This is a genomic window from Pseudomonas sp. PK-RTE-24, from assembly GCF_054052265.1.
Window position 1 is genome coordinate 1,350,657 of record NZ_CM133224.1, and the last position, 12,504, is coordinate 1,363,160.

Genomic DNA, 12,504 nt, shown 5'->3' on the forward strand with positions numbered 1-12,504 from the left:
TCATTTGTGAGGGATGCTCAATGTTTTACGTGCAACGCGATGCGCAAGGCCAGTTGATTCGCGTGGAAGCTGCGGCGTACGCCGAGGCCACGGAAACGCTGCCCGCCGATAACCATGAGATTCAGGCGTGGTACGCCAACGAAGCCGTGGAAAACAGCCTCAAACAGCTCAAGCAGAGCGACTTTGAAATGATTCGGGTACTCGACGACCTGATTCAGGTGCTGACCCAGAAAGGCGTGATCCGCGTCACTGACCTGCCAGCGGCGGCCCAGGCCAAACTGATGGACCGCACCCAGGCACGTGAAGCGTTGGGCGGGTTGAGCCAGTTGATCGATGAGGATGAGGGTGGGTTGATCTGATCCTCCCAGGATCCAAAGCTTACCCTCACCCCAGCCCTCTCCCTGAGGGAGAGGGGGCCGATCGAGGTGTCTTGCGCTATCCATCGACCTGAGCGATCGAGTCGATTTTGGATTCAGTGGAGCTCTTGCACGTCGGCGTATCTCGTAAATATCCCACGGTCAGTCCCCTCTCCCTCTGGGAGAGGGTTAGGGTGAGGGCGCTTATTGGCTCACCCCCAAGGCTTCGGCTCACCGAGCAACTGCCCCTGCACGCCATACAAGCCCATCTCGCGAATCACTGACAACTCCCCTTCAGTCTCGACCCGCTCGGCAATCAGCGGCAGATCGATGCTGTGCGCCGCGCGCTGGATCGCTTCGATGAACAGGCGCTTGTCGCTCTCCTGATCGATCGCCCGAATGTAGCTGCCATCGATCTTCAAATACGCCAGACCCAACCGCGCCAGGTTGCCGATCATGCTGAAGCGCCCGCCGAAGCGTTGCAGGCTCAGCGAGAAACCGAGCTCGCGCAGGCGTCGGGTCAACTGCTCCAGCACCGCCTGTTCAGGCAATTGCTCCTCGCCGATTTCCAGAGTCAGACGCGCGCCGAGATTGGAATGCGCGCGCAGAATCTCGAAGACCTTGTTCAGCGCCTGCGGGTCGGCCAGCGTCGCCGAGGACAGGTTCAGCGCCAGCGAATCCTCGTGCCCCTTCATCTGCTCGAGCACGCGTTCGAGCATCAGCCGGTCAAGCCGCGCGGTCCAGCCGAAGCGCTCCAGCCACGGCAGAAAGCGCCCGGCGGGAATGGTCTGGCCCTGCTCGTCGAGCAGGCGCGACAGGACCTTGTAATGCAGCACCAGTTGCGTGTCCTGCGCGGCGACCACCGGTTGGAAATACAACTCGAAACGCTGCTGACTCAAAGCCTGATCCAGCAGTCGATGCCAAGCGTGATGGTCGTCACCGACCTCCGCCACCAGACTCTGATCGATGCACGCCCAATTCTGCTCGCCCTGCCCTTCGGCCTGCGCGAGTGCCTGATCGCCCAGTGTCAGCACCGCTTGCGGGGAGTCGCCGTGAGCGAAGGGCGCCAGCCCGATCGAAGCCACCGCCGGCACATCGGTCGCGCCAGTGGCATGCAGGCTGCTCAATGCATTGTCGAGATTCTGCGCCAGTTGCAGCGCTTCCTCACGCACCAGCCCCGGCGCCAGCACGGCGAATTCACCGCCGCGAATACGCGTGACCAAGTCCTGGGTTTGTGGATATCTGGCGCACTCGCGGGTCAGTTGCTCACCGACAGCCTTGAGCAATTGGTCGGTACGCTGGCCGCCGAGACGCTGGTTGAGCCCGGCCAGATCCTTGACCCGCAACAGCAGCAAATAACCGGAACTGGCCTGCTCCGGGTTGCTCACACGGTTGTTCAGTTGCATCTCGAAATAACGACGGTTGGCCAAGCCGGTGAGGTTGTCCTGATAGGACTCGGTACGCAGTTTTTCACTGCGCTCGGCCTGCTCCTGAAACAGCGTCTTGAGCTTCTCGACCATTTGATTCATCGCCTGCACCACGCGACGCAATTCAGGCGTGCGCGGCAGATCCGGCAGGCTGAGAAACTCGCGGCGGGCAATCGCATGGGACTGCTGAACCATGTAATCGAGGGGCTTCAACTGCCGACGCAGCAACAGCGCGCCGAGCACCGCACTCAATGCACCGCAGATCAGCAACCAGCCAAGGCTGCCCAGTGCGCTCTGCCATAGCTTGGCCACGGCGAACATCGGATGGCTGACCACCTCGACCCGCGCCGCCTGCTCCCAGCCACGGCTGACCAGCGCATCGCCACCGGCCGGCTCGAGGCCGATCAGTTTGACGAACCAGTCCGGCACATTGCTCACCGCCGGGGTACCGCTGCGCTCGACAATGGTCTGCTCGGTCTTCACGTCGACCACGCGGATGCTCGCGTAATAACCGCTGTCGAAAATCGAACTGACCAGCAGCTCGACCATCGCCGGATCGTCGATATTCGGCGTCAGCGACAATGCCAGCGCCGTCGCCGCGTCCTGTGCGTGGGAGCGCAACTGGTTGACGTACTGGGTGCGCGAGCTCTCCAGGCTGACCATGAAGCTGCCGGTGAAGGCCACGACCAGGAACAGACAGATAGCGATCAACAGCTGTTTGAACAAAGACATCTGAGCGCGTGCTCCTAGTTAGTCGTCTCGACCGGAAAACCTTCGGCCTGCATTTTTTTCAGCACATCCTGCCAGCGCGACAGGCGTTTGGTGTCGCCGACCTTCTTATTGCCCTTGGCGCCCGGCAGATACAAACCTTCGGCATTGAAAGAGTAGACCGGCAGCAAATCGGTTCGCTGCGCCGCCGGCTGGATCGGATCGATCAGGCTGTCGAGCACCAGCGGCATGGCATCGGGGGTCGCATAGTACGTCAACACCATGTGCGCGCGGTTCTGCCGCAGCGCCTTGACGTAGGTGATGCGCAGCTTGTCACTGGAAACGCCGAGATGGCGCAGGCTGAAATACTTGGCGATGGCGTAGTCTTCGCAGTCGCCGGCGCCCTTCCACAGCGCTTCGATCGGGGTTTCCCAGTAATCCACTTCGCGCCACAGATCGATGTCTTCGACGTAACGCACCTGCTTGTTGAAGAACAGGTTCACCACTTTGAGCTTGTCCATCTCACTGGCCTGCTTCTGCGTCGCCAGCAGATTCTGCCAGGCATCGATGCGCTGCTGCCCGGCGCCCAGTGGCCCATAAAGAGCAGTGGCCTTGCGGCTGATCGCGGAAAAATCCCAATCGGCGTGCAGACCGCCCAGCATGACGCCGGCCAGCAGCAATGCGCAGCCAAGCCAGCGCAAGGTCCGAGGGATCGCGAAACGTACCGCCACTGCAGGTTTCCAGAAGGACAGATAGAAAGCGTTTGATGGTGAAGCTTAGCCCGGCAAAAAACAATGGCACCGTGAGATCATCGAAGACACGCTAGACTTGAGATTGCCGCGCAACGTTTTACAAGGTTTGACAACCTGTAGAGCAATCACTAGTGTCATTTGGATCCAAATATTGCGACCTACAGGGTGTGTTGTCGTGACTCAGAAGCCCAAACCGCTGCACAGCATCAAAGTCGAAGGACCGATTCCTGCGCATCTGGCCCGGTCGGTGATTGAAGAAACCCTGCGCTCGGCTATTCTCGATGGCCGCCTGCCCTGTGGCACTGCGCTGCGCCAGCAGGATCTGGCCGATCTGTTCGGGGTCAGTCGCATGCCGGTGCGCGAAGCCTTGCGTCAGCTCGAAGCGCAGGAGCTGCTCAGCGTCACCACGCACAAAGGCGCCGTAGTCGCACCGCTGATCCAGGGCGATGCCGCTGAAACCTACGAGTTGCGCATTTTGCTCGAATCCGAGGCATTGCGGCAGTCCATTCCGCTGCTGACTGAGGCCGAGCATCAACTCGCCGCCGGCTACATCGAAGAACTGGAAGCGCAGCACGACTACAACGAGATCGGCCGCCTCAACCGTCTGTTCCACATGGCCCTGTACAGCAAGGCGCCCAATCAGCGACTGCTGCGTCTGGTGGAAGACGGTCTGAATGAAGAAGAACGTTTTCTGCGTTTCAATCTGGAAGCCATGGGCCTGGGCAAGCTGTCCCAGGATGACCATCGCGCCATGCTCCAGGCCGTGATCGAGCGGGACATCCCGCGCTCGCTCGAAATGCTGGAGCAGCACCTCAACCGTGGCGTCGAGGTCATCACCCGCTACCTCGCGACTCCCGCCGCACAGAAGCGCCACACCGCACGCTGATATCTCGTACGTCGAATAATCCCCTTACAAATCTTCGCGACCGCTCTGCTGCCGGGTCTGGCAGCGGATCGGCGTGCCCGCTGGCGACCGCCCCGACCCTGCCGACGCGTTTCTGCTGCCCGCCGATGACCAATCGGTAATAGCCCTGACGGCAATTTACCCGCACTCTTCCAGCGCCACCCCTACAGAACGGGGACGCGCCGCCCTGACGGCACAGTCCCCGCAACAGGAACCTACGGAAGGAGCCTTGTCACGGGAAACAGGAAGTCATGGCGCCGGTCCCGGCCAACTTTCGCCCCCTTTGAATTCATAAACTTCCCTTGTTTAAAAAGTTGCTTCGAGTGAGGCATTCACTCTTGTTATCGATTTTGGCTGTTATTAGCCGAAAGGAGTAACTACGCCCAAATAAAACTTGATCCGAAAGTTTTATAGGCAACTGTCATATTCAAAAAACAGCCAACTTAAAATAATTGAAAATAAACTTGTTAAATGCATTTGCCCTGTATTAGTTTTTCTCTCGCCAGGTTTGAACTTCGCCGTTCAGCGCGGCATACCTTACGCAGCAGATGTAGCAACCGTGGCGCCGCAACGGCGCCACAGCGCAATCAATATTTGCCCGATTAATTTGCTATCCAACTTGCTCGACCGCTTACAGCAACTGAAAAGAACCGTGCACTTCATATCACTGATAAAGGACATCATGATGCCTACTAAGCAGCAACTCGCCTTGAAGAAAGCCGAACTGAGTATTCACCCGATCTTTTCCGAGATTACTTCGTTATCGGTATTACGCCGTTTCATGGAAACCCATGTATTTGCCGTATGGGACTTCATGTCGCTGACCAAGCGCCTGCAACAGGAACTGACCTGCACGCGTTTACCCTGGTTGCCGCCGCGCGATCCCCACGCCGCTCGGTTGATCAACGAGATCGTGCTGGGCGAGGAATCGGACGATCGCCTCGATGCCGGCCATTACAGCCACTTCGAGTTGTACCTGGATGCGATGCGCGAAATCGGCGCGAGCACCACGGCGGTAGAGCGCTTTGTCGCCCTGCAGCAGGAAGGCGTGAGTTATGACGTCGCGTTGCAGAGCGTCGACGTCGACCCGGCGGCGGCACAGTTTGTCCGCGATACCTTGCGCATTGCCCTGGAGGCGCCGGGACACAGCGTTGCCGCCGCGTTCCTGCACGGTCGCGAGAGCGTTATTCCGACGATGTTCCAGCGCATCCTCGATGACTGGGGCATCGGCATCGAACAGGCGCCGACCTTCCGCTACTACCTGCAACGGCATATCGAAGTCGATTCCGAAGACCATGGCCCCGCCGCCGAACAGTTGCTGGAGCGTCTGGTCGATGGCGATCCGCAGCGCGCAGCCGAGGTTTACGCCAGCGCCATCGCTGCCGTGGAAAGCCGCATCGCCTTGTGGGACGGGCTGCGCTTGAGCATGGGCGCAAAAGTTGCCGAGGTGGCCCAATGAACGCTGCCGACTATCAATCCTTCGCCGAGGCCTGGGAAAGCCGCGCGACCATCCGCACCCGTCCACGGCGGTTGCTCGAAGACGATCAGCGCTTGATCTATCCACTCAGCCGCCAGCCGCTGGTGCTCAGCGAAACCTTCCTGCGTGAATGCCCGCAACAACGTGATTTCGCCCTGGTGCAGACGTTGTACAAATTCATAAACGACGTAGTGATTTTCGAGACTGAAATCGTCGACAAGACCGCCCGCAGCATTGCCAAGAATCGCTTCGCCGTGGCATTCCCGTTCGCCTGTCGTTACGACGCGATGACCGTGGTGGTCGATGAGGATTACCACGCGCTGGTGGCCATGGATTTCATGCAGCAAACGGTGGCACTGACCGGTATCGAACCGATTCCGTTGCCCGATGAAATCGAACTGAGCCGGGCGATTCCCGCCGCTGTTGCGCTGGCGCCGGAACACCTGCGCAGCGCGGTGGAATTGATCTGCGTGGCGATCGCCGAAAACACCGTGACCGGTGATGTCGCGGCGTTCGCCCGCGACGATTCGGTCAAGCCATCAATCAAGGGCCTGATGGCCGACCACTTGCTCGACGAGGGTCGCCACTCGAGTTTCTGGGCGCGCATGGTGCGCATCTATTGGCACACCGCCAGCGACGCGGATCGCGAAACCATCGCTCAGATTCTGCCGGTGTTCATCGGCCATTACCTGACCAATGATATCCAGAAATCCTTCGATTTGCGCCTGATCGATGCGCTGCCGGTCAGCGAAACCACGCGGTGCTCACTGCGCGAGGAAATCGCCGGACTGGCCTTCCCGATCAACCGCCACCACCCGTTGGTGGGCAACATCGTCAGGTTTTTCCACAACAGCTCGCTGCTCGCCACACCGTGCGTGCAGCACGCGCTGCGCGACTATCTGGTTTGAGGAGGCTGACATGAAACGTCTCGACATTTTGCTCACCGGCGCCAGCCAGGCCATGACCGATCTGGCCCGGGAGCTCGAACAGCATGGCCATGCTGTGACCCGCAGCGGCGTGGCTCAAACGGCGGTGGATCTGATCATCGACGATGGCTTTATCGCTGCCGGCGACTTCTGCGCGATCCCGCATCTGCACCTGCGCCTGGGTATCGCCGCGCAAGAGCATGGCGGCCTGCCGACCCTCGACTTGCTGTGCTTTCTCGGCTCGTCGCTGATCAGCCGTGTGCCGATTGGCGATGAGCCGTCCGGCAACGGTCAGTCGCTACGCCAACGAGCGCTTGCTCATGTGGTCGACGAAGTGGCGTTGCTGGTCAGCCGCTTTTCCCGCGATGCCGATTATTTGAGGCATGCCCCGGCCCTCAAAGCGCCGGATTTCGAACGGCTGGAAGATCTGCTGTTTCTCGACAAACTGGCGTATGTCCACCGTCTCAACGACACGGCAAATCCGGCGCTGCTGCAACAAGCGCAGATCCCGCTGATCGAGCGCCTGCGACAAAGCCTGATCGAATATGCGGAACGACCGGCGCTGCATGTTGGCGGGAAGACCATCAGCTACGAGCAACTGCACGCCCACAGCCGCGCGATTCAACAGCGCCTGCTGCCCTTGCTCGAGCAACATCCGCAGCCGTGGGTGGTCGCTGTCTGCCAAGGCAAAAGCCCGGCGCTGTTCGCCTCGATTCTGGCGATTCTCGGAAGCGGCGCGGTGTACTTGCCGCTGGAGCCGAGCCATCCATTGCCGCGTCAGCAATACATCCTGGAAAACGCCGGCGCGGTGCTGTTGCTTCACGATGGACAGCAGGCGCTCAGCGAATCGATGGCGGGGCTGGATGTCAGTGACATCGGGGCAATGGACGCCGCTCGCGATCGACCGCTGACGCAGCGCTGGCCCGAGCTCGAAGCGCCGTGCATGGCGCTTTATACCTCGGGCACCACCGGGCATCCGAAAGGCGTGCTGCTCAGCCAGGCCAATCTCGCTCACTTCACCGCGTGGTACGCCGACTACGTGCAGTTGCACGCCGAGAGTCGGGTGTTGCAGTTCTCATCGCTGAGCTTCGATTCATCGCTGATCGACATCTTCCCCAGCCTGCTCGCAGGGGCAGAACTGGTCGTGCCCGACGACACCCAGCGCCGCGATCCATTGCAGCTGGTTGCGCTGATTCGCCGACGGCAACTGACCCACGCCTTCCTGCCGCCGGCATTGTTGAGCATCCTGCCACTGGAGCAACTGGAGGGCGTGCAGGTGATGACCGGCGGTGATGTCTGCGAGCCGTACGTCATCGAGCAACTGACCCGCCAAGGCACCCTGCACAACCTGTATGGCCCGACCGAAGCCACCGTGCTGATCACCGCGCGCCAGCTCAAACCGGGCGACAGCAACCGCACGCTGGGAGGGCCAATCGCCAACAGTCGGGTGCTGATTCTCGACGACGATCTGCAACCGGTGCCTGATCAAACCGTCGGTGAGCTGTTCATCGTCGGCCCTGGTGTCTGCCTCGGTTACCTGAACAATCCGCAGCAGACCGCCGAGCGTTATCTGAGCCTGTCACTGCCCGGCGGCGAAACCCTGCGCGCCTACCGCAGCGGCGACATGGCCCAGTGGGGCGAGCACGGTATCGAGCTGTGCGGGCGGCGCGACAATCAGGTGAAAATCCGTGGCTTTCGCGTCGAGCCGGAAGAGATCGAACGCTGCCTGCGCGAGAGCCGCTTGTATCGGCAGATTGCCGTGGTCATCGACCGTCAGCGGCGCATTCTGGCGTTCCTCGCTCAGCCACAGACCGAGACTGCCCGGGATGAATTGAAGGCGCATGCCCGGCAATTTCTGCCGGACTACATGCAGCCGGTGGCATGGACTGAACTGGCGCAGATGCCGTTCGCCAGCAACGGCAAAGTCGATCCCAACGCGCTGCTTGCATTGCCGGTGACGGTGCAGGACAGCGCTGCGAAATGCCTGCCGGCCAATGCTGATGAAGCGCTGCTGTTGGAGATCTGGGCCGAGTTGCTGGAACTGCCGACCAGCGACATTTCCACTGACGAAAGCTTCTTCAATCTCGGTGGTCATTCGATTCTGCTGTCGCGGATGTTGCTGCGCTTGCGTGAGGAATTCGGCCGAAGCATTTCAATCAATCGCTTCATCGAACAGCCGACGATCAGCAAACTGGCGACGCTGGTGCGCGGCAGCGCCGACAGCGCGGTACTCAGCGCCCAGGCCATGGCCGACGCCGAGCGCGAGCTTGATATCGAACCGTTGCCGATCAGCCGCATGGGCGATGTGCACAAGGTCATCGTCACCGGTGCCAACAGTTTTGTCGGCGTGCACATCGTCGAAGCGCTGCTCGGTTGGGGCGCCAGCGAGGTGGCCTGTCTGGTGCGAGATAGCGCCGGGCAAACGGCGGCGCAACGCTTCGCTCAGGCACTGCGCGAAAACCGTCTGGAGCACCTCGACCTGAGTCGTGTGCGGGTTTACGCAGCTGATATCAGCCGTCCGCAACTGGGTCTCGGCGATGAGGATTATCAGCGCCTGGACCGCGAGTTCGGTGCACTGGTACACAACGCCGCCAACGTCAACCACGTGCTCGATTACGAGTCCCTGGCGGCGGACAACGTCGAGCCGATTTTCGCCCTGCTGAAGCTGTGCGAAGGGCAGCGCAAAAAGCTCTTCAACTTTGTCTCGACGCTGTCGGCATCCAGCACCGTGGATGACGCCGGTCGAGTGCTGGAACTGCCCGCCGCCGCGACGCCGCCGATCTACATTCGCAACGGCTACAACCTGTCGAAGTGGGTCGGCGAACGTATCCTTGAGCGGGCGCGCGAGCGCGGTGTACGGGTCAATCTTTATCGCCCCGGCAACATCAGCTTCAACAGCCTCAGCGGCGTTTGCCAGCCGCACAAGAACCGTTTGATGCTGATGCTCAAGGGCTCGATCCAGCTCGGTCAGGTACCGGCCTTTGCGCTGAATTTCGACCTGATGCCAGTGGACTTTCTCGCCCGCTTCATCGCCTTCCATGCCAGCCGTTATTCAGCGGATCGTGCGGTGTTCAACCTGCACAACCCCGAGCCGCTGAGCTGGGATGCCTACGTCGCTTCGTTCCGCGAAACCGGTAGCGAGTTTGCGCTGGTCAGCGTCGCCGATTGGCAACAGCAACTGAGTCGGGTCGACGCCGACAACGCGCTGTTCGGCGTGCTCGGTTTCTACCTCAACGGCTTTGAAGAAGACATCGGCGACATCTCGCTGATCGGCCACGCCAACGCCGAGGCCGGCGTGCAGCAGATGGGCGCGCACTACCCGCAGAAATCCCCGGCGCTGCTGCGTCGCGGCTGCGACTACCTGAAAGAAATCAACTTCATCTGACTCATCCCAAAGGAGCAACACCATGAGCAATCTGCAACCCGACACCCTGATCAAAAACCCGCAAGGCTGCCACGTTGTGTCGTCGGTGGAAGTGCCGGCGGACGCGGCAAAAGTCTGGGCGATCGTTGGCGATTTCGCTGGCTTCGAACGATTCATTCCGGCGCTGTCGCACACCGAAATGACCGGCGAGGGCGTGTCTTCGCTGCGCAAGAAAATCTTCAAGGACGGCAACGTCGTGGTCGAACAACTCAACTCGCGCGATGAACAGGCACAGCGCATGACCTGGACGACGATTTACAACACCCTGGGGGTGGCGAATCTGTGGGCGGCAATGCAGGTGGAATCGCTGAGCGAAGGGAAGTCGCGAGCGACCTGGACGATCATTGCCGAACCGGCTTCCGGTGGGGAAGAGGCGTTGCCGGGATTCAGGGAATTCGTGCAAGGGTTTGCCGATGATGCGATGGGCAATGTCTTGAAGTTGTTTGTTTAAGGCATCGGTTTGGCGGTGATTGAACCGCCGCTTTCGCGAGCAGGCTCGCTCCCACATTTGGAATGCATTTTCCCTGTGGGAGCGAGCCTGCTCGCGAAGAACGATAACGCGGTCTGCGATCTGTGAATCAGATCTTGAAGCTGTCGACCAACTGCTTCAACCGGTTCGCCTGCTGCGACAACGCATCACAATCCTTCAACGTTTCGTTGAGGTTGGCCACGCTCTGCTGGTTCAACAGGTTGATCTGGTTGACGTCGACGTTGAGAGTTTCCACCACCGCAGTCTGCTCTTCAGTCGCAGCGGCCACCGACTGGTTCATACCGTCGATTTCGCCGATACGCTGAGTCACGCTGACCAGACGCAGGCCGGCCTGATTCGCCACTTCCACGCTTTGCTCGCTGGACGCCTGACTGGCGTTCATCGTGCTCACCGCCTCACGCGAGCCGACCTGCAGCGAGGTGATCATCTTGTGGATCTCTTCCGCCGATTCCTGGGTGCGATGCGCAAGGTTGCGCACCTCATCGGCGACCACGGCAAAACCGCGCCCGGCTTCACCGGCACGTGCGGCTTCGATGGCAGCATTGAGCGCCAGCAGGTTGGTCTGCTGCGAGATGCCTTTGATCACATCGAGAATGTGGCCAATGTTGTCGGTGCTGGCGTTCAGGGTTTCGATCTGTGTGCACGACAGGCTGATTTTCTGCGACAGCTCGGTCATCGCCTGAATGGTTTGCTCGACCACCTGACGACCGTCGTCAGCTTGCTCGCTGGCGCCACTGGCGTGCTGCGAAGCATCGGCCGCGTTGCGCGCGATTTCCTGAGTGGCCGCGCCCAGCTGATTGATCGCCGCCGCCACGCTGTTGGTGCGCGCACTTTGCTCGTCGGAACCGACGATCGAAGCGTTGGACGACGCCATCACCCGTTGCGACAAGTCGTGAACGTGACGAGTCGCCGACGACACTTCGGAAATCGAAGCGTGAATGCGCTCGACGAACTGGTTGAACGCGCTGCCCAGCTCACCGAACTCGTCTTTGCTCTCGACCACCAGACGCCGGGTCAGATCGCCCTCGCCTTGGGCGATGTCTTTCATCGCGCGGCCCATGGTGGTCAGCGGACGCATCAACACATTGATCAACAGGCTCAACAGCAACGCAATCGCCGCGACCGCGACAAACATCGCGATCAGCGCTGAGGTGCGGAATTGGCTGAGGGCGGTATAGGCCTTGTCGCGATCGATCGACAGACCGATGTACCACTGCGCATTCGGCAGATCGCTGACCGGGGTGAACGAAAGAATGCGCTCCTGACCGTTGAGCACGACGTTCTGGTTGCCCTTCTCGATGCGCACGCTGGTGTTCGGGTAGATGTCCTTGAGGTTTTTCATTACCTGATCTTTGTCCGGGCTGACGATCACCTGACCGTCAGCACTGACCAGAAACGCATGGCCGAGGCCACCGAAGTCCACCGAGTTGATGATCTTGACCAGGGTTTCCAGGCTCAGGTCACCACCGACCACACCGAGCAATTCACCGTCCTTCTTCACCGGCATGGCGATGGTCACCACCAGGCCACCGACTGCCGCCATGTACGGCGGGGTCAGCATGGTTTTGTCGGCGGCCACGGCCTGCTTGTACCAAGGCCGCTGACGCGGATCGTAACCGTCCGGCATCTTCGCATCGGGACGCTGGGTGAAGACACCGTTGGCCTGCCCGACATAAGTGAACTGGAAATTCGAAGTGAAGGCCGGTTGATCGACAAGGCCCGGCAAGTCGGCATTCCTGCCTTGATGGGCAACGTTCTGCGCGAGGTTTTCCAGCACCAGAATCCGTCCGCTCATCCAGTTCTGCACGCTGCTGGCGGTGAGGTCACCGGCCTGCTGCACAGAGGACTGCAGATTCTGGCGAATGGTGTTTCGCTGCAAGTAATCGTTGTAGAGCGTGAACAGCGCGAACGCCAGGACGACGACGCCCGAAGCGGCCAGGAGGATTTTATGGCTGAACTTGAGATTCATTTCATGGGACTTCTTATGCCAAAAGTGGGGATGCGTTCCGGTTGCAACATTCCATGTACAGCGCAGGCAGC

The 12,504-nt window shown here is 60.3% G+C and carries 9 protein-coding genes and 1 pseudogene; 6 read left to right on the forward strand and 4 right to left on the reverse strand.

The annotated features are described in order from the left end of the window. Nucleotides 1-20: 20 nt before the first annotated feature. A complete protein-coding gene (locus ACV8MC_RS05865) occupies nt 21-359 on the forward strand; it encodes a hypothetical protein (RefSeq protein ID WP_016772279.1) in 339 nt (112 codons plus the stop codon). A 209-nt stretch (nt 360-568) separates the two neighbouring features. Here ACV8MC_RS05865 and lapD read toward each other — a convergent pair whose 3' ends face one another. Continuing rightward, on the reverse strand, nt 569-2,515 hold the full coding sequence (lapD, locus tag ACV8MC_RS05870; protein WP_056786903.1) for a cyclic di-GMP receptor LapD: 1,947 nt from the start codon (nt 2,513-2,515) through the stop codon (nt 569-571). 14 nt (nt 2,516-2,529) lie between these two features. After that, the gene (lapG, locus tag ACV8MC_RS05875; protein ID WP_056786901.1) at nt 2,530-3,222 is read right to left on the reverse strand and encodes a cysteine protease LapG; all 693 of its coding nucleotides are present in this window, start codon (nt 3,220-3,222) and stop codon (nt 2,530-2,532) included. 196 nt (nt 3,223-3,418) lie between these two features. Here lapG and ACV8MC_RS05880 point away from each other — a divergent pair, with 196 nt between their 5' ends. The 5 genes from ACV8MC_RS05880 (at nt 3,419) to ACV8MC_RS05900 (ending at nt 10,425) form a co-directional block, all read left to right on the forward strand. After that, complete coding sequence (locus ACV8MC_RS05880; protein WP_056786898.1) at nt 3,419-4,129, forward strand: GntR family transcriptional regulator; 711 nt, start codon at nt 3,419-3,421, stop codon at nt 4,127-4,129. 700 nt (nt 4,130-4,829) lie between these two features. Further along, a complete protein-coding gene (locus ACV8MC_RS05885; RefSeq protein WP_348970407.1) occupies nt 4,830-5,606 on the forward strand; it encodes a DUF3050 domain-containing protein in 777 nt (258 codons plus the stop codon). Continuing rightward, on the forward strand, nt 5,603-6,532 hold the full coding sequence (locus tag ACV8MC_RS05890; RefSeq protein WP_457264742.1) for a diiron oxygenase: 930 nt from the start codon (nt 5,603-5,605) through the stop codon (nt 6,530-6,532). Before ACV8MC_RS05885 ends, ACV8MC_RS05890 begins: the two co-directional genes overlap by 4 nt. A 10-nt stretch (nt 6,533-6,542) precedes the next feature. Then, nucleotides 6,543-9,935 (forward strand): non-ribosomal peptide synthetase, encoded by a 3,393-nt coding sequence (locus tag ACV8MC_RS05895; RefSeq protein ID WP_457264744.1) that lies wholly within the window; start codon nt 6,543-6,545, stop codon nt 9,933-9,935. A 22-nt stretch (nt 9,936-9,957) separates the two neighbouring features. After that, nucleotides 9,958-10,425, forward strand: coding sequence for an SRPBCC family protein (locus ACV8MC_RS05900; protein ID WP_457264746.1), 468 nt, complete (start codon nt 9,958-9,960; stop codon nt 10,423-10,425). A 127-nt stretch (nt 10,426-10,552) separates the two neighbouring features. Here ACV8MC_RS05900 and ACV8MC_RS05905 read toward each other — a convergent pair whose 3' ends face one another. Continuing rightward, the gene (locus ACV8MC_RS05905) at nt 10,553-11,338 is read right to left on the reverse strand and encodes a methyl-accepting chemotaxis protein (protein ID WP_370593577.1); all 786 of its coding nucleotides are present in this window, start codon (nt 11,336-11,338) and stop codon (nt 10,553-10,555) included. 117 nt (nt 11,339-11,455) lie between these two features. Beyond that, nucleotides 11,456-12,433, reverse strand: a pseudogene (locus tag ACV8MC_RS05910) (cache domain-containing protein); the annotation flags it as partial. Between the last annotated feature and the right edge of the window lie 71 nt (nt 12,434-12,504).

Coding starts and splice junctions, on each gene's coding strand:
- ACV8MC_RS05865 (WP_016772279.1), top strand. CDS start 21: ATGTTTTACGTGCAACGCGATGCGCAAGGCCAGTTGATTCGCGTGGAA.
- lapD (WP_056786903.1), bottom strand. CDS start 2,515: ATGTCTTTGTTCAAACAGCTGTTGATCGCTATCTGTCTGTTCCTGGTC.
- ACV8MC_RS05885 (WP_348970407.1), top strand. CDS start 4,830: ATGATGCCTACTAAGCAGCAACTCGCCTTGAAGAAAGCCGAACTGAGT.
- ACV8MC_RS05890 (WP_457264742.1), top strand. CDS start 5,603: ATGAACGCTGCCGACTATCAATCCTTCGCCGAGGCCTGGGAAAGCCGC.
- ACV8MC_RS05895 (WP_457264744.1), top strand. CDS start 6,543: ATGAAACGTCTCGACATTTTGCTCACCGGCGCCAGCCAGGCCATGACC.
- ACV8MC_RS05900 (WP_457264746.1), top strand. CDS start 9,958: ATGAGCAATCTGCAACCCGACACCCTGATCAAAAACCCGCAAGGCTGC.
- ACV8MC_RS05905 (WP_370593577.1), bottom strand. CDS start 11,338: ATGGCGTCGTCCAACGCTTCGATCGTCGGTTCCGACGAGCAAAGTGCG.